Origin of the sequence: Halomonas koreensis (assembly GCF_031451675.1) — a bacterium.
Classification (GTDB): Bacteria; Pseudomonadota; Gammaproteobacteria; order Pseudomonadales; family Halomonadaceae; genus Halomonas; species Halomonas koreensis.
Genome location: NZ_JARWAK010000006.1, coordinates 181,612 through 198,634, shown reverse-complemented (window position 1 = coordinate 198,634; position 17,023 = coordinate 181,612). Strand labels below are relative to the sequence as shown.

At 70.3% G+C, this 17,023-nt stretch carries 17 protein-coding genes; 11 read left to right on the top strand and 6 right to left on the bottom strand.

The genetic code is table 11. The features are described from left to right. Positions 1 to 264 precede the first annotated feature (264 nt). The 5 genes from QC818_RS09125 to QC818_RS09105 all read left to right on the top strand — a co-directional run bounded on the left by QC818_RS09125 (position 265) and on the right by QC818_RS09105 (position 5,976). Positions 265 to 543 (top strand): exodeoxyribonuclease VII small subunit, encoded by a 279-nt coding sequence (locus QC818_RS09125; protein ID WP_309652540.1) that lies wholly within the window; start codon positions 265 to 267, stop codon positions 541 to 543. Next, positions 530 to 1,417, top strand: a complete 888-nt coding sequence (gene ispA, locus QC818_RS09120; protein WP_309652539.1) for a (2E,6E)-farnesyl diphosphate synthase — start codon at positions 530 to 532, stop codon at positions 1,415 to 1,417. The genes QC818_RS09125 and ispA overlap by 14 nt, the downstream gene beginning before the upstream one ends. 41 nt (positions 1,418 to 1,458) lie before the next feature. Continuing rightward, on the top strand, positions 1,459 to 3,375 hold the full coding sequence (gene dxs / locus QC818_RS09115) for a 1-deoxy-D-xylulose-5-phosphate synthase (protein WP_309652538.1): 1,917 nt from the start codon (positions 1,459 to 1,461) through the stop codon (positions 3,373 to 3,375). A 26-nt stretch (positions 3,376 to 3,401) separates the two neighbouring features. After that, a complete protein-coding gene (gene djlA, locus QC818_RS09110) occupies positions 3,402 to 4,166 on the top strand; it encodes a co-chaperone DjlA (protein ID WP_309652537.1) in 765 nt (254 codons plus the stop codon). 259 nt (positions 4,167 to 4,425) lie between these two features. Further along, positions 4,426 to 5,976, top strand: a complete 1,551-nt coding sequence (locus tag QC818_RS09105) for a Na+/H+ antiporter NhaC family protein (protein ID WP_309652536.1) — start codon at positions 4,426 to 4,428, stop codon at positions 5,974 to 5,976. Positions 5,977 to 6,131: 155 nt separating this feature from the next. Here QC818_RS09105 and QC818_RS09100 read toward each other — a convergent pair whose 3' ends face one another. The 3 genes from QC818_RS09100 to ribA form a co-directional block, all read right to left on the bottom strand. Further along, on the bottom strand, positions 6,132 to 6,419 hold the full coding sequence (locus QC818_RS09100; protein ID WP_309652535.1) for a hypothetical protein: 288 nt from the start codon (positions 6,417 to 6,419) through the stop codon (positions 6,132 to 6,134). A gap of 111 nt (positions 6,420 to 6,530) precedes the next feature. Next, complete coding sequence (gene trhA, locus QC818_RS09095; protein WP_309652534.1) at positions 6,531 to 7,193, bottom strand: PAQR family membrane homeostasis protein TrhA; 663 nt, start codon at positions 7,191 to 7,193, stop codon at positions 6,531 to 6,533. 58 nt (positions 7,194 to 7,251) lie between these two features. After that, positions 7,252 to 7,887: a GTP cyclohydrolase II gene (gene ribA / locus QC818_RS09090; protein ID WP_309652533.1), complete on the bottom strand. Its 636-nt coding sequence runs from the start codon at positions 7,885 to 7,887 to the stop codon at positions 7,252 to 7,254. A gap of 140 nt (positions 7,888 to 8,027) precedes the next feature. Between ribA and hemE the strand changes: the two genes are divergently transcribed. The 3 genes from hemE to speE all read left to right on the top strand — a co-directional run bounded on the left by hemE (position 8,028) and on the right by speE (position 10,408). Further along, the gene (gene hemE, locus QC818_RS09085; RefSeq protein ID WP_309652532.1) at positions 8,028 to 9,104 is read left to right on the top strand and encodes a uroporphyrinogen decarboxylase; all 1,077 of its coding nucleotides are present in this window, start codon (positions 8,028 to 8,030) and stop codon (positions 9,102 to 9,104) included. Then, positions 9,097 to 9,477, top strand: a complete 381-nt coding sequence (locus QC818_RS09080; RefSeq protein ID WP_309652531.1) for a VanZ family protein — start codon at positions 9,097 to 9,099, stop codon at positions 9,475 to 9,477. The genes hemE and QC818_RS09080 overlap by 8 nt, the downstream gene beginning before the upstream one ends. Before the next feature lie 67 nt (positions 9,478 to 9,544). Further along, positions 9,545 to 10,408, top strand: a complete 864-nt coding sequence (gene speE, locus QC818_RS09075; protein WP_309652530.1) for a polyamine aminopropyltransferase — start codon at positions 9,545 to 9,547, stop codon at positions 10,406 to 10,408. 73 nt (positions 10,409 to 10,481) lie between these two features. Here the strand turns inward: speE and QC818_RS09070 are convergent, their stop codons facing one another. Further along, positions 10,482 to 10,967: a hypothetical protein gene (locus QC818_RS09070; RefSeq protein ID WP_309652529.1), complete on the bottom strand. Its 486-nt coding sequence runs from the start codon at positions 10,965 to 10,967 to the stop codon at positions 10,482 to 10,484. Positions 10,968 to 11,321: 354 nt separating this feature from the next. Here QC818_RS09070 and QC818_RS09065 point away from each other — a divergent pair, with 354 nt between their 5' ends. After that, a complete protein-coding gene (locus tag QC818_RS09065; RefSeq protein WP_309652528.1) occupies positions 11,322 to 11,750 on the top strand; it encodes a host attachment protein in 429 nt (142 codons plus the stop codon). A 201-nt stretch (positions 11,751 to 11,951) separates the two neighbouring features. Continuing rightward, positions 11,952 to 14,072 (top strand): methyl-accepting chemotaxis protein, encoded by a 2,121-nt coding sequence (locus QC818_RS09060; protein WP_309652527.1) that lies wholly within the window; start codon positions 11,952 to 11,954, stop codon positions 14,070 to 14,072. Positions 14,073 to 14,453: 381 nt separating this feature from the next. Here QC818_RS09060 and cspE read toward each other — a convergent pair whose 3' ends face one another. Beyond that, positions 14,454 to 14,657 (bottom strand): transcription antiterminator/RNA stability regulator CspE, encoded by a 204-nt coding sequence (cspE, locus tag QC818_RS09055; RefSeq protein ID WP_309652526.1) that lies wholly within the window; start codon positions 14,655 to 14,657, stop codon positions 14,454 to 14,456. A gap of 794 nt (positions 14,658 to 15,451) precedes the next feature. After that, on the bottom strand, positions 15,452 to 15,802 hold the full coding sequence (locus tag QC818_RS09050) for a hypothetical protein (RefSeq protein WP_309652525.1): 351 nt from the start codon (positions 15,800 to 15,802) through the stop codon (positions 15,452 to 15,454). 256 nt (positions 15,803 to 16,058) lie between these two features. Here QC818_RS09050 and QC818_RS09045 point away from each other — a divergent pair, with 256 nt between their 5' ends. Then, positions 16,059 to 16,883 (top strand): flagellin N-terminal helical domain-containing protein, encoded by an 825-nt coding sequence (locus QC818_RS09045; protein WP_309652524.1) that lies wholly within the window; start codon positions 16,059 to 16,061, stop codon positions 16,881 to 16,883. The last annotated feature ends 140 nt before the right edge of the window (positions 16,884 to 17,023 follow it).

Below are 17,023 nucleotides of genomic sequence, written 5' to 3'. Positions count from 1 at the left end.
GTGAGCGATGGAACCCGCCAGGTCGCGGAGGCCCGGGCCGGTGCCGGCTCGAAAGAGGCCCCATATGCTACCACAGCCGGGCGTCGCCAGGATGAAATTGCTGCGCTGCAGGCATGAGCCGGCTGCATGCAGGGGCCGCCGGAGGGCCGGGGTCGGCGGAGGGCCGGGGCCGGCGGCGGCCGCCACCCCGACGGGGCAGACGACCCGGGGGGTGGAGCGTGTATACTGTCGCCTTCGTGGTGAGAGCGACCGACGAGGAAGGCCATGGCGGAACAGGACACAGGGCCCGAGGGCGAGGCGGCGCCGGCGGACTTCGCCGCCACCGTCGAGCGTCTGGAGGCGCTGGTGGAGCGGCTGGAGTCCGGCGAGCTGACCCTGGAGGGGTCGCTTGAGGCCTTCGAGCAGGGCGTGCGCCTGACCCGGGACGCCCAGCAGCGCCTGGACGAGGCCGAGCTCAAGGTACGCACCCTGACCGAAGGCGAGGGCGGCGGCATCGACCTGCAGCCCTTCGCCCCGCCCGCGGAGGACGATGGTGAACGCTGATAGCCTGGCGGCGCGACTGGCCGCCGATCGGGCCCGGGTCGACGCCGGCCTGGAGACGCTCTTCGAGACCCGCGAGGCCCCGTCGCCGCGCCTCGAGGCCGCGATGCGCCACGGGGTGCTGGTCGGCGGCAAGCGGCTGCGCCCGGTGCTGGTCTATGCCGCCGGCCGCGCCCTGGGCGCCGCCGACGAGGCCCTGGACGCGCCGGCCACGGCCCTGGAGCTGATCCATGCCTACTCGCTGGTCCACGACGACCTGCCGGCCATGGACGACGACGACCTGCGCCGCGGCCAGCCCACGGTGCACCGCGCCTTCGACGAGGCGACCGCCATCCTGGCGGGCGATGCCCTCCAGGCGCTGGCCTTCGAGGTGTTGGCGGCCACCGCCCACCCGCGCCTGCCGGCGATGATCGGCACCCTGGCCCGGGCCGCCGGCCGCGACGGCATGGTGGCCGGCCAGGCGCTGGACCTGGCGGCGGTGGGCGGCCATCCCGACGCCGGCGCCCTGGCCACCATGCATCGCCACAAGACCGGCGCGCTGATCCGCGCCGCGGTGCGCCTGGGCGGCCTGGTGGCGGTGACCGAGGACGACCCGCGGCTGGCGGCCCTGGAACGCTATGCCGAGGCCATCGGCCTGGCCTTCCAGGTCCACGACGACGTCCTCGACGTCACCGGTGACACCGCCACCCTGGGCAAGGCCTCCGGGGCCGATGCCGCCCGCGACAAGCCCACCTACCCCAGCCTGCTGGGGCTGGCGGGGGCGCGACGCAAGGCCCGGGAGCTGGTCGAGGAGGGCGTGGCCGCCCTGGCGCCCCTCGGCGCGGCCGCCGACCCGCTGGCTGAACTGGCCCGATACATGATCGAGCGTGACCACTGAGGAAGCCGGCGGCGCCGGCTGCCCCGACAGATAGAGTCCCCATGAAGCTGTTCGATGACATTCCGGTCGAGCGTCCGGCGACGCCTCTGCTCGACACCCTGGAGACGCCGGCCGCCCTGCGGGCCATGGACGACGCCCAGCTCGCTCAGGTGGCCGACGAGCTGCGCGCCTACCTGCTCTACAGCGTGGGCGTCTCGGGCGGGCACTTCGGTGCCGGCCTCGGCGTCGTGGAGCTCACCGTGGCCCTGCACCATGCCCTGGAGACGCCCCACGACCGCCTGGTGTGGGACGTGGGCCATCAGGCCTACCCCCACAAGATCCTCACCGGCCGCCGCGAGGCGATGACCGGCATCCGCCAGTACGGCGGCCTGGCGGCCTTCCCGCGGCGCGCCGAGTCCGAGTACGACACCTTCGGCGTCGGCCATTCCAGCACCTCCGTCTCGGCGGCGCTGGGCATGGCGCTGGCGGCCCGCGCCCGGGGCGAGAAGCGCCGGGCCTGCGCGGTGATCGGCGACGGCGCGCTGACCGCGGGCATGGCCTTCGAGGCTCTGGCCCACGCCGGCCACGTCGACGCCAACCTGCTGGTGGTGCTCAACGACAACGAGATGTCGATCTCCGAGAACGTCGGCGGCATCGCCAGCTACCTGGCGCGGATCCTCGCCAGCAAGCCCTATACCAGCATGCGCGAGGGCGGCAAGAAGGTGCTCTCGCACCTGCCCGGCGCCCTGGAATTGGCGCGGCGCACCGAGGAGCACATGAAGGGCATGGTCAGCCCGGCGACCCTGTTCGAGGAGATGGGCTTCAACTACATCGGCCCCATCGACGGCCACGACCTGGCGACCCTGGCCCAGACCCTGCGCAACATGCGCGACCTGGAGGGGCCGCAGTTCCTCCACGTCAAGACCCGCAAGGGGCGCGGCTTCCTGCCCGCCGAGGCCGATCCCATCGGCTACCACGCGATCACCAAGCTGGAGAAGAACGGCGACACCCCGCCGCCGCTCAAGCCGGCCCCACCGTCCGGGCCCAAGCCCAAGAAGTACTGCAACGTCTTCGGCGACTGGCTGTGCGACATGGCGGCGGCCGACGAGCGGCTGATCGGCATCACCCCGGCGATGCGCGAGGGTTCCGACCTGATCCGCTTCTCCCAGGAATACCCGGAGCGCTATCACGACGTGGCGATCGCCGAGCAGCACGCGGTGACCCTGGCCGCCGGCCTGGCCTGCGAGGCCATGAAGCCGGTGGTGGCCATCTACTCCACCTTCCTGCAGCGCGGTTACGACCAGTTGATCCACGACGTGGCGGTGCAGGACCTGGACGTGACCTTCGCCATCGACCGCGCCGGTCTGGTGGGCGAGGACGGCCCCACCCACCACGGCGCCCTGGACCTGTCCTACCTGCGCTGCGTGCCGGGCCTGGTGGTGCTGGCGCCGGCCGACGAGGCCGAATGCCGGGCCATGCTCAGCGCCGCCTACCATCATCCCGGCCCCGCGGCGGTGCGCTATCCCCGCGGCACCGGCCCGGGCGCGGCCATCCCCGAGCATCTCGAGCCGCTGCCGATCGGCGAGGCGCAGACGCGCCGTCGGGCCGGCGGCGAGGGGCCGCGGGTCGCGCTGCTGGCCTTCGGCAGCCTCAACGGCCCGGCCGCCGAGGTCGCCGAGCGTCTGGATGCCAGCCACCTGAACATGCGTTCGGTGAAGCCGCTGGACCGGGAGGCGGTGCTGGCCGCCGCCGAGGCCCATGACCTGCTGGTGACCCTGGAGGAGAACGTGGTCGCCGGCGGCGCCGGCGGCGCCGTCAACGAGCTGCTGCTGGCGGAAGGCCGGACGGTGAGGGTGCTCAACCTGGGCCTGCCCGACGCCTTCGTCGAGCACGGCAAGCCGGCCGAGTTGCTGGCCGAGTGCGGCCTCGACGCCGCCGGCATCGAGGCCGCCATCCGCGACCGGCTGGCCGCCGACTGACCCGACCCATCACACGGAGCGACGCCATGTTGTTGATCACCCTGATCGGCGCCTTCATCGGATTCCTGGTCGGCGGCCCCCTGGGGCTGCTGATCGGCGGCGGCCTGGGCTACTGGCTGGTCCACCGCCTGCGCAAGCGTCTGGTGGCGCGCCTGGTCGGCGCCCAGGCCCAGTTCCTCGAGTCGACCTTCGCGGTCATGGGCTGCCTGTGCAAGGCCGACGGCCGGGTCTCCGAGGACGAGCTGGAGGCCTCGCGCAAGCTCTGGGATCGCCTGCGCCTCGACGAGGCTCAGCGCGCCCAGGCCCGCGCCGACTTCACCCGGGGCAAGGGCCCGGACTTCGACCTCGACGCCGAACTGGCCCGGGTGCGGCGCATCGCCGGCAGCCAGCCCGCCCTGCGCCAGCTGTTCCTGCAGGTGCAGCTGGCCGCGGTCGCCGCCGACGGCGAGCTGCACCCCGCCGAGCGCGAGATGCTGATGCGGGTGGTGCGCGGCCTGGGCTGCTCCGAGGCCGAGATCGCCCAGGTCGAGGCCATGCTGCGCGGCGGCCCCGAGGCCGCGGGCGAGTCCGGCCCCTCCCTGGAGGACGCCTACCAGGTGCTGGGGGTGACCCCCGAGGCCAGCGACGCCGAGATCAAGAAGGCCTACCGGCGACTGATGAGCGAGAACCATCCCGACAAGCTCGCCGCCAAGGGCATGCCGGAGAGCATGCGCGAGGTGGCCAAGGAGCGCACCAGCGAGATCGGCAGCGCCTACGAACGCATCCGCAAGGCGCGGTCCGCCGCGGCTTGAGCCTGGCACCTCCCGACGGCTTTCTCCTTACTCGCTGAATTTCCAGAGCTTTTCCCCCAGGCGCCGGGTCGCGGCGCTTGCGGCATTCCGGCCGCGGCTTGTGGGGATGTGACATCGCCCTTGCCGGATCGCCCCGGGGCCCCTAGGATGCCCGGCTGCTCGCCGCAGTGGCCGCTCACGAGGCGGCCGGGCAACGGCGATGCGGGGCCCCCGGGCATGCCGGTGGTGACCGACAAGAATTATCTGGAGATTCCCCCTGATGTCATTCGGAGCCTTTTCCCTGCTGCCGCCCGTGCTGGCCATCGTGCTGGCGCTGGCGACGCGCAACGTCATCCCGGCGCTGTTCTGCGGCGTCTGGCTGGGCGCCACCATGCTGGCCGGCGGCAACCCCGCGGCCGGCCTCTACGACAGTTTCGGCGACTTCATCATCCCCAGCGTCGGCGACGAGTGGAGCGTCACCGTGCTGATCTACTGCGGCCTGTTCGGCGTGCTGATCGGCGTGCTGCAGCGCACCGGCGGCGCCCAGGCCATCGCCCGCGCGATCTCCGCCCGGGTGGCCTCCCGGCGCGGCGCCCAGGGCGCGACCCTGGGCCTGGGCGTGCTGATCTTCTTCGAGGACTACTTCAACGCCCTGACCGTGGGCAGCGTGATGCGCCCGATCACCGATCGCATGCGCGTCTCGCGGGAGAAGCTGGCCTATATCGTCGACTCCACCTCGGCGCCGATGTGCCTGCTGGGCCCGGTCTCCACCTGGGTGGTGTTCGTGATGGGCCTGATCGGCACCCAGCTGGCCGAGATGGACGCCAGCGGCTCCGAGTACCTGATCTACCTGTCGTCGATCCCGCTCAACTTCTATGCCTGGCTGGCGCTGGGGCTGATCGTGTTCATGGTCGTCACCCAGTGGGACTTCGGTCCCATGGCCCGGGCCGAGGCGCGGGCGCGCACCACCGGCGAGGTGATGGCCGAGGGCGCCAACCCGCCCTCCGGCCATGAGGTCGAGGAGATGGCCTCGGTGCCCGAGCACCAGGCTCGCAAGCGCAACATGCTGGTGCCCATCGGCGTGCTGGTGGGCATGATCCCGCCGCTGTTCCTGTGGACCGGCAACTACCCCGAGAACGACCTGGTGACCGCCGTGGGCCAGGCCGACGGCGGCCAGTCGATCCTGATCGCCACCTTCGTGGCGGTGGCAGTGGGGCTGATCATGGGCATGACCCAGAAGCTGTTCGACTTCCGCGAGGCCATGGAGATCGTGGTCGACGGCATCAAGAGCATGACCCTGGTCTACATCATCCTGACCCTGGCCTGGTCGATCGGCAGCGTGACCTCCGAGCTCGGCACCGCCGACTACCTGGTGACCCTGGCCGAGGCCAGCATCTCGCCGAGCCTGGTGCCGGTGCTGCTGTTCCTGATCGGCGCCCTGGTGGCCTTCACCACCGGCACCTCCTACGGCACTTTCGCCATCATGATCCCCATCGCCATGCCGGTGGCGGTGGCCATGGACCTGTCGCTGTCGCTGGCCATCGCCGCGGTGCTCAGCGGCGGGATCTTCGGCGACCACTGCTCGCCGATCTCGGATACCACCATCCTGTCCTCGGCCGGCTCCGCCTGCGACCACATCGATCACGTGCGCACCCAGCTGCCCTACGCGATCACCGCGGGCCTGGCCGGCATCCTGGCGTTCTTCGTCGCCGGGCTGTCCGGCAGCGCCCTGATCGGCGGGGCCGCCGGCGCCGCGGCCCTGGTCGTTACCGCCGTGACCCTGCGCCGCCTTTGGCGGATGCCCCCGCAGGCGGGGCTGGCGCGGGACTGACCACCCCCGCGGGATCCACCCCGGCGCCCTCTGCGCCCTTCCACGCGAACGCCCCCGGCCTCGGCCGGGGGCGTTCGCGTTTCGGGGATTTCGTCGGTCGGGGGGGCGTCCGCCCCTGACGCGACACCGCCGGGGGCAGCCCCCGGCGGCGTTGCTCAGCCCTGGGTGGCCAGGCGCCCGAGCCGGGTGGCATCGCCGCCGGCGGCGATATGGGTTTCCGGCGCCCGGGCGTCGAGGCGCAGCCGGGCCTGGGCCATGGCCTCGCTGCCGCCCAGGGCCGCGGCGTGCACCTCGGCGGGGTGGGCGTCGTCGGCGGGTGTGGCGGCGGCCTCGGAAAGCGGCTCCTGGTGGAGCGCCAGGGCGCGCTGGGCGGCGTTGTCGGCCTGGGCGGCCAGGGGCAGGGCGGCGAGCATCAGGCTGGCGACGAGCATCTTGCGTTTCATGTCGACCTCCGGGATCGAGTGGCTTGATGTCGAGCATAATAATAGCCTGCTAATTGTTAATAAAGTAGCAATGTCCTATGAGCATCATGGGGAGGGGCTATCGACGGGCGTTCACCCCGGGTAGGGCAGGACCTCGGTGACCACGGCGGCGTAGTGGCAGCCGCTGCCGCCCAGCACGCACAGGTGCCAGAGCGCGTGGTTGAAGGGGATGGCGCGGATCGCGAAGAACAGGGTGCCCACCGAGTAGCTGAGCCCGCCGGCGGTCAGCAGGCCGAGCCCGGCGGGCGAGAGGGCGGCGGCCATGTCCTCGGCGGCGACCAGGATCAGCCAGCCGAGGCCCAGGTAGCCGGCCAGGTGCCCGCGGGACCGGGGGTGCCACAGCCGCAGGGCGATCCCGGCCACGGCCAGGCCCCAGACCGCGGCCAGCAGCGGCGGCCCCACCGAGGCGCGCAGGTTGACCAGCAGGAAGGGCGTGTAGGTGCCGGCGATCAGGGCGTAGATGGCGCAGTGATCGAGGGTCTGCAGGGCGCGCTTGAGGCGGGGGCGGCGGACGCCGTGATAGAGGCTCGAGGCGGTATACAGCAGCACCAGGGTGGCGCCGTAGAGGCCCAGCGCCACGGCCTTGGGGAGGTCGGGAGAGGCGGCGCGTCCGGCCAGCACCAGCAGCACCGCCGTGCCGGCCAGGCTGAGGGCGGCGCCGAGGCCGTGGCTGGCGCTGTGCAGGATCTCCTCGAGGAGCGAGTAGTCGGGGTCCGGGATGGGCGACCGGGACATGGCGGATCCTCCCTTTGCGCTTCGACGCCGGCGCCGAAGGGGAGGTTCCGGCCCGCCGTCAGGGCTTGCGCTCGATATCCACGTCGTCGGCCTGGGTGAAGTCGCCCAGCGCCATCATGTGGCCGAGCTTGCCGGCCTTGGTGGAGAGGTAGTGCTCGTTGTGGGGGTTGAGCCCGGTGGTCAGGCCGACCCGCTCGCTGACCTCGACGCCGGCCCGGGTCAGGGCGTCGACCTTGCGCGGGTTGTTGGTCATCAGCCTGAGCGCGCCGATGCCCAGGTGCTCGAGCATCGGCAGGCAGAGGTCGTAGCGGCGCAGGTCGGCGGCGAAGCCGAGCTGCTCGTTGGCCTCCACGGTGTCGGCGCCCTGGTCCTGCAGGTGATAGGCGCGGATCTTGTTGAGCAGGCCGATGCCGCGGCCCTCCTGGCGCAGGTAGAGCAGCACGCCGCGGCCCTCCTCGGCGATGCGCTTGAGCGCCTCCTGGAGCTGGTAGCCGCAGTCGCAGCGCATCGAGAACAGGGCATCGCCGGTCAGGCACTCGGAGTGCACGCGGCCCAGCACCGGGGCGCCATCGCCGACCTCGCCCAGGGTCAGGGCGACATGGTCCTTGCCGGTGGCCTCGTCCTCGAAGCCGTGCATGGTGAAGGTGGCCCAGGGGGTGGGCAGCCGGGAGGCGGCGATGTAGCGAATCGTCACGGTGTACCTCGATGCATGACCATGGCGTGGCCGATGGGGATCCTCGCATTCTATCAGGAAGCGATCACCGGCTCACGAGCAGCCCGTGCGGTGCCGATGCGTTACAATGGCGCCCACATTTTCCGTGGACGAGCGCCCGCATGGAACTCAAGAACGATCGCCTTCTGCGCGCCCTGGCGCGCCAGCCCGTGGACCGCACCCCGGTGTGGATGATGCGCCAGGCCGGCCGGTATCTGCCGGAGTACCGCGAGGTGCGCGCCCAGGCCGGCAGCTTCATGGACCTGTGCCGCGACCGGGACCGCGCCTGCGAGGTCACCCTACAGCCGCTGGAGCGCTATCCGCTGGACGCCGCCATCCTGTTCTCGGACATCCTCACCATCCCCGACGCCATGGGGCTGGGGCTGTACTTCGAGACCGGCGAGGGGCCCAAGTTCCGCAAGCCGGTGCGCACGCCCGAGGCGGTGGAGGCCCTGACGGTGCCCGACGCCGAGCGCGACCTGGACTACGTGATGAACGCCGTCTCGACCATCCGCCGCGAGCTGAACGGGCGGGTGCCGCTGATCGGCTTCTCCGGCAGCCCCTGGACGCTGGCTACCTACATGGTCGAGGGCGCCTCGAGCAAGGACTTCCGCCACGTCAAGGCCATGCTCTACGACACCCCGGACACCATGCACCGGCTGCTCGACACCCTGGCCCATGCGGTGACTGACTACCTCAACGCCCAGATCCGCGCCGGGGCCCAGGTGGTGCAGATCTTCGACACCTGGGGCGGGGCGCTCTCGACGCCGGCCTACCTGGAGTTCTCGCTGCGCTACATGGAACAGATCGTCGCCGGGCTGATCCGCGAGCACGAGGGGCGCAAGGTGCCGGTGATCCTGTTCACCAAGAACGGCGGCCAGTGGCTCGAGGACCTGTCGGCCACCGGCGCCGACGCCCTGGGCCTGGACTGGAGCACCGAGCTGTCCGTGGCCCGGGAGCGGGTCGGCCATCGCGTCGCCCTGCAGGGCAACCTGGATCCCAACGTGCTGTTCGCCCGGCCCTCGGCGATCCGCGCCGAGGTGGCGCGCATCCTCGACAGCTTCGGCGAGGGGCCCGGCCATGTCTTCAACCTGGGTCACGGCATCAGCCAGTTCACCGATCCGGCCCATGTCACCGCCTTCATGGACGCCCTGCACGAGCTGAGCCCGGCCTATCATCGCAACATCGCCCATGGCTGAGCCGGGTTGGCTGCGCCGTTGGCACGATCGGCGGCGCCTGTGGGCGACGCTGGCCGTGGCGGCGGCGCTGGCGGTCGCCTGGGGCAGCCTGTCGCCGGCCGAGGCGCTGCCCCGGTCGTTGCCTTGGGACAAGGCCAGCCACTTCCTCGGCTATGCCGGCATCGCCGGCCTCACGGGCCTGGCCGGCGTGCGCCTGTCGCGGGCCTTCGCCGCCGCCGCGCTGTACGGCGTGGCCATCGAGCTGGCCCAGCTGGCGGTGCCGGGGCGGCTCGGCGGCGACCCCGCCGACATCCTGGCCAACGGCCTGGGGGCCGCCGCGGCGGTGCTGGCGCTTTCCGGCCTGCGCCGGGGCTTTCTTCGCGCGCGTCCTTAGGCTATCTTGCCGGCCGCCGCCCGCCGGCGGACACGGTTTCTCCCCCCACCTTTCCCGAGGGTTCCCGATGAGCGCCTCTCTCGATTCCGGCTGGTTCACCGAAGTCTTCGACGGCCACGGCAGTGCCTTCTCGCTCAAGGTCACCGACAAGCTGCACGAGGTGCAGACCCCGTATCAGCACCTGGAGGTGTACGCCACCGAGACCTTCGGCAACCTGATGGTGCTCGACGGCTGCGTGATGCTCACCGAGCGCGACAACTTCCTCTACCACGAGATGATCGCCCACCCGGCGCTGTTCACCCACGCCGACCCCAGGCGGGTGGTGATCATCGGCGGCGGCGACTGCGGTACCCTGCGCGAGGTGCTGCGCCACCCCGGCGTGGAGAAGGTCACCCAGATCGATATCGACGAGGAAGTGACCCGGGCCGCCGAGCGCTTCTTCCCGGCGCTCACCGCCTCCAACGACGATCCCCGTGCCGAGCTCCGGTTCGCCGATGGCGTGAAGTGGGTCGACGAGGCCGCCGACGACAGCGTCGACGTGCTGATCATCGATTCCACCGACCCGGTGGGGCCCGCCGAGGGGCTGTTCAAGACCGACTTCCTGCGCCGCTGCCATCGCATCCTGGCGCCCGGCGGGGTGATGGTGCAGCAGAGCGAGTCGCCGCTCTACCACAGCGGCTCGATCATCCGCGAGCTGCGCCGCGACATGCTCGAGGCCGGCTTCGACAGCGTGGCCACCCTGCCCTTCCCCCAGCCGGTCTATCCCTCCGGCTGGTGGAGCGTGACCCTGGCCGGCAAGGGCCGGGACGTCACCGCCTTCCGCGAGTCGGCGGCGGCCGCCGCCGAGCTGCCGCTCGACTACTACACCGCCGAGGCGCATCGCGGGGCCCTGGCGTTGCCGCCTTTCATGCGGCGACTGCTCGAGGCGTGAGCGCGCCCTCGCCAAGCGGCACGACACGAGCCCCGGCCGAGGCCGGGGTTCGTCGTTCAGGGCGCGGACGATGTCACAGCCGCGGCTCGTTGGCGGGCGCCGGCTCCGAGTGGCCGCCGGCCAGGTCCAGGCTGGGCTCGTCCTGGCGGCGGGGCGGCGCCTGGGGGGCCACCCTGGCCGGCCCGATCACCGCGTCCTCGGCGTCCACCTCGCGGCCGCCGGCGACCCGCGCCCGCTGCCGGTCGTGGACCGCGGGGCGCCGTTCCACCGAGCGGGTCACCACCGCGCCGGCGGCGAAGCCGGTGCGCTGGGCGGCCAGGTGATGGGGCAGCAGCCACAACTCGGCCAGCAGCCGGGCGCCGACCATGGCCAGCAGCGTCAGGCCGGCGCCCAGGGCCAGCGCCGGCCAGGCGTTTGACCAGCCGGTGTCGGACAGCCAGGGGGTGCGCGGCGCCAGCCAGCTGGCGCCGCCGCCCAGCAGGCCGAGCTGGATGACGGCGTGACAGACGAGCAGGGTGCGGCGTGGCAGGGGATGGCGGGGTAGCAGAAAAGACCGCATGGAAGAATCCTCCGGAATCGGCGAGAGGGGCGTGCCGGCGAGCGGGCATCCTACCCCAGCCGCCGCGGCGACGGCAGTGTCCGCGGAGGCCGACGCCTAGGAGCCTGTCGGGTTTGACCAATCGTCACGAGAATCACGGATTGCGAGTCAAATTCATCGATAGATTGAGGCGAATAGCGCGCTATTTAGCGAGATCAATCGAATGAAGTTGGCCGAAAGCCCGGGATTCGCAGTAGATCAGCGTTAAGCCTGACAGGCTCCTAGTGTCGCCAGTTGACGCTGGCGGGCGCCTTGCCAATGCTGAGAAGGTGAGCGGGGGGCCGCTCCCCCGCCCGGCACCTGCAAGGAGCGACTATGACGACCTATATCGTGGTGGCCGACGCCGCCAGGGCGCGGATCTTCACCCGCGACGCCCTCAAGCTCGAAGAGAAGGACAGCCTGGTGCACGCCGAGGGCCGGCTGCACGAAGGCGACCTGGTGACCGACCGCGAGGGTGACGTTCACGAGTCGACGGCGACCACGGCCCGTTCCGCCGGGGGTGAGAGCGCGGCCTCCGAGCACCACGAGCACCTCTTCGCCCGGGAGGTCGCCGACCGCCTCTACCGGGCCCGGGTCGAGAACACCCTCGACAAGCTGATCCTGGTGGCGCCGCCGCGCTTCCTGGGCCAGCTGCGCGACAAGCTGGATCCGCCCACCGCCAAGCGCGTCATCCACACCCTCTCCAAGGACCTCACCAAGGCGAGCCTGGCCGACATCCAGGAGGCGGTGAGCGACCTGCGCTGATCGCCCGGCGACATCCGGCCGGGTGTCGCCCCCGCGGCGCTTCAAGTCCGCGCGTCTCGTGCCGATAGCCCTGGCCTCATCCCCTGAGCACGAGACATTCCATGATCCTGTCATCTTCGACCCGGGCGGCGTCGACCGCCGCCCCTGGTGGCCCCGCCGGGCCTTACCGGCGACCCGTCGGCGCGGCGCGGGAGGTCGACCATGCGGTTTAAGTCGCTGCGCAGCCATGTCGCCCTGGTGGTGGGGCTCTGCATCCTGGTGCTGGTGGCCGCGCTGGTCGGCTACGCGACCCTGGCCGGTTCCCGCTCCCAGGCCCTGGTGGCCGAGCGTGCCGGCGAGCTGATCGAGGCCAACGCCGAGCAGCGCCTCAAGGCCCTGGCCGAGGCGCGCACCCAGGCGATCCGCCGCCAACTGGAGAGCGCCCTGGGGGTGGCCCGGGGCCTGGCCGCCACCAATGCGCTGATGGGCGAGCGCGACGCCGAGGGGCGCGAGCGCCTGGCGCTCAGCCGCCGGGAGCTGTCCAATCTGGCGCGCGATGCGGTGGCCGAGAATCCCGACCTGCTCGACGCCTTCATCGGCTGGGAGCCCGACGCCTTCGGTCCCGACGCCCTGCATGCCGGACGCCGCGGCGACGGCTACGACGGCAGCGGGCGCTTCATGCCCTGGTGGTACCGCACCGCCGAGGGCGACCTGGAGGTGCTGCCGCTGGGCAGCGGCATGGAGAGCGAGACGCGCAACGCCCAGGGCATCCGTGAGGGCGAGTACTACCTCTGCCCCCGGGAGACCCGGCGCACCTGCATCATCGATCCGCACTATTACGACTACGACGGCGAGCGCAAGCTGGTCACCTCCTTCAACGTGCCCATCCTGGTCGACGGCGCCTTCCGCGGCATCGCCGGGGTCGACCTGGATGTGGACTTCCTCCAGGGCATGCTCGCCGAGGCCAACCGCGGGCTCTACGAGGGTGTCGGCGAGATGGCGCTGGTCGCGGGGCGCGGCGTGGTGGCGGCCTCCACCGCCGAGGCGGGTGCCCTGGGCCAGGCCGCCAGCGAGACCCTGGGGGCGGCCATGCAGCAGCCGCTGGCCAGCGCCCGCGACGGCGAGACCGTCTACCGCTTCGACGAGGCCGCCGGACGCTTCGAGCTGTATCGTCCCTTCACCATCGGCGAGACCCGCTCGCGCTGGGTGCTGGCCGTGCGCCTGCCGGAAAGCGCCGTGCTGGCCGGGCTCCACGATCTCGAGGCCCAACTGGCCGACCAGCGCCGGGCGGATCTCTGGGGCATGACCCTGGTGGGGCTGTTGGTGGCTGGGCTGGGGCTGGTCGCCAGCTGGCTGGTGGGTGGCAGCATCGCCCGGCCGCTGCGCCAGCTGGCCGGGCGCATGCGCGACATCGCCTCCGGCGACGGCGACCTGACCCGCCGCCTGCCGGTGCGCGGGCGCGACGAGACCGCGCAGCTGGCCACCCAGTTCAACGCCTTCGCCGACAAGGTCAACGACGTCCTGGTCGACGTGCGCGACAGCAGCGAGTCGGTCCGCGTGGCGGCCACCGAGATCGCCCAGGGCGGCCAGGACCTCTCCCGGCGCACCGAGAACGCGGCCTCCAGCCTGCAGCAGACCTCGGCCTCCATGGAGGAGATCACCAGCACCGTGGAGCACACCGCCGAGTCCTCCCGGCAGGCCAACGGCCTGGCCGAGTCGGCCAGCGAGGTGGCGCGGCGCGGCGGCGAGGCCATGGGCCAGGTGGTGGACACCATGCAGGGCATCAGCGATTCCTCGCGGCAGATCAGCGAGATCGTGACCATGATGGACGGCATCGCCTTCCAGACCAACCTGCTGGCGCTCAACGCCTCGGTGGAGGCGGCCCGGGCCGGCGAGCAGGGTCGCGGCTTCGCGGTGGTGGCCGGCGAGGTGCGCCAGCTGGCCAGCCGTAGCGCCGAGGCGGCCAAGCAGATCAAGGGGCTGATCGACACCTCCGCCGAACGCACCGAGGAGGGCGAGCGACAGGTCCGCTCGGCCGGCGAGACCATGGAGGAGCTGGTGGCGAGCGTGACCCGCATGGCCGACGTGCTGGGCGAGATCACCGCCGCCACCGGCGAGCAGAGCGAGGGCATCGGCCAGGTCAACGTGGCAGTCAGCGAGCTCGACCGCATGACCCAGCAGAACGCCGCCCTGGTGGAGGAGTCCACCACCGCCGCCGAGCAGCTCAAGGAGCAGTCCGACCGGCTGGCCGCCATCGTCGGCGGCTTCACCCTGAAGGGACGCGACGCCGCGGCCCCGCCGGCGCGCCCCGCCCTGCCGTCCCGCGACACGGCACCCGCCTGAATCGCCGGGCCCGCGGCGAGGTGCCGCGGGCCCGGCAGCCGAGAGGCACTTTCGGCCTGGCGGTGATCTCTCGGTAGGGCCCGTCTCGTCGTCAGGTGGCCCAGTAAATGGGGCCGCTTAACAGCAGCATCTCGGCGCGTCGTGAGTCGCTGTCATCGTGGGGGCAGCGAGAGGTCGTTGGCGGTCGCCCGGAGGTCGGCCTGGCCGTGGCGGGCCTGCCAGCCGTCCCCAGGCCCCCGTGTTCTCGGCGACAGTGCCGTCACTCGGCTCGCTTCCCCAATGGTTGTTGATGATTCTGACCGATTGGAGAGGCGGGCACGCAGAAACACCAAGGCCCGCCGAAGCGGGCCTTGGTGCTCTACAATGGTGCCTAACCGAAGGTTAGAGAACCTGGATGTTTGAGGCCTGAAGGCCTTTCTGACCCTGAGTCACGTCAAACGAGACCTGCTGGCCCTCCTGCAGGGACTTGAAGCCGTCAGCTTGAATCGCCGAGAAATGGGCGAACACATCGTCACCACCATCGGCGGGAGCAATGAAGCCAAAACCTTTAGCGTCGTTGAACCACTTGACTGTGCCAGTTGCCATGATCGAATTCCTTAGCGCGAAGCGCCTTTCGTAATATTGCCGGGTACTACCCCAGATGAAGCAGGTAAAACAAGGGGATATAACCAAGCTGCCGAATCATTCGAGTACAACTGACATATACGACTTGCTAACCAACTAAAACCCACGGTCCCATGCTGAACCGGACGACGTCAAATGAGATTTCCGCCAGGTAGTAGCCTAGCTGTCGGTTGATCGCTGCCCGAGGCGCAGGTCGGCCTGGTTCCGGTCTGGGCGCTCGAACATGACGCGCCGGAGGAGCTCCTGCACCTGGGCATCAAGCAGCTCGGCCGCTTCCAGCGTCCGGGCATCGGTTTACCGACGATCGCCAACGGAACACGCCTGGTGCTGGCTGGGACTATGTTCACATCGTCATCGACGATCACTCGCGGGTGGCCGACGGCACAGACTAACCTGATGAAACCGGCTGGAGTGCGTACTATGCCCTGCGGGAGGTGCCGAGGGCTGGGGGCGCTTCACGCGGGTGCTTGGACGACAACGGCGCCTGCTTCCGATCCAAGGCGGTCCGTCGTCGATGCTGGCGACTGAGGCTGAAGCACGAGCGCCCCCAGCCTGACATGCCCCGGGCCAATGGTGAGGCTGAGCGGTTCAGTCGAACCGTCCTGCGCGAGTGGGCCTATGCGTGGCCCTGCGAGAGTTCGGAAGAGGCAAGCCTCTGCTCCATCCATGCAACGGGCACCGGCCCCATGTCAGCCAGTATTCTAAGCCCCCCGGTTAGCCGGCTGGGGCCTTCCGCGAACGGCCCGCGGGCACACCTAGCGTGCCAGCTCCCGGGCGCGCCGATACAGGGCCCTGGCGCTCTCGATGGCGACCGCCTCGTGGGCATCGAGCGTCAGCATGGCGCTATCGGCCTGTCCGTCCCGGCCGGCGTCTTCCAGTTGCCGGTCGTAACGCCGCAGCAGATGCTCGAGGTTCATGCGGATCATTGCGATCTCGAGTTCGAACTCGGCCTTGAGCTCCTCCAGTCGCGCCGTCTCTCGGGGATCCTCGCTGCGCTCGACCCGGCCCCGTAGCGTGCCATCCACAAGGCGTTCGGTGGCCTTGAGCTTGGGGATAAGATCGTGAACCAGAGTGTGGGTCGAGATGCGTTCCTGCTGGGCTGTCACCGTGGCCTCGGAGTTCCGGTGGATGAGAGGGAGGACGAAGCCGATATCGGCCGTGCCATCAGCGACTTGACCGCTCCGCCGGGGACTCGGTGAATGCCCGCAGCGGGGAGGTCAGAAAATTTTTCATGCTTCCCTAAAGTCTTGTCGAGGGTTGCCGTTAGACAGGGTAACGGCCAACGGCGCCGTTGTGGCAGGCCCCACCGATGCATGGCTCGGGGCGGCCAATGGAGCCCTCACAGCTTGGAAGGAAATCACCATGTCCGTTATCAACACGAACATCACTGCCCTGATTGGTCAGAACAACCTCAACGAGGCGAAGAGCAACCTCCAGACTTCCATGGAGCGTCTGTCTTCTGGTCTGCGTATCAACAGCGCCAAGGACGATGCCGCCGGCCAGGCCATCGCCAACCGCATGAGCGCTCAGATCACCGGCATGGGCCAGGCCAGCCGTAACGCCAACGACGGTATCTCCCTCGTCCAGACCATGGAAGGCGGCCTCAACCAGATCAACGACAACCTGCAGCGCATCCGCGAGCTGGCCGTGCAGGCGGCGAGTGACACCAACAGCGCCGACGACCGCGCCTCCATCCAGACCGAGATCGACGAGCGTGTCGCCGAGATCAGCCGGGTGGCCGGTGGCTCTACCTTCAACGGCACAAACCTGCTCAATGGTGCTTCTACCCTCCAGATTCAGGTTGGGGCCAACACCACTGCGAACGACAGCATCGATGTCGATACCGTCGACGCGACCACCACGACTCTGGGTGTGACTTCTGGCGATCTCGATGTAAGCTCGGCTTCCAGCGCTCAGGCTGCCATCGACGCCGTCGACAGCGCCCTGAACACCATCGACACCGAGCGCAGCACCCTGGGTGCCACCCTGAACCGCTTCGACTCGATCGTCAGCAACCTCAGCACCACGTCCACCAACCTCTCCGCTGCTCGTTCACGCATCGAGGACGCAGACTACGCGGTGGAAGTCTCCAACATGACCCGCAACCAGATCCTGCAGCAGGCCGGTACCTCCGTGCTGGCGCAGGCCAACCAGCTGCCGCAATCCGCCCTCTCCCTGCTGGGCTAAGGTTAGCGTCGCTAGCGCAGCACGGCTGCGAGAGGCATGGGGCCCCCTTTCAGGGGGCCTTTTTGCGTCATGGCGAGAAATAGACCCATCAGCCAACAGGATTTCGCTGCCTTGCCGAACAAGAACAGCTGGTAGGCTTT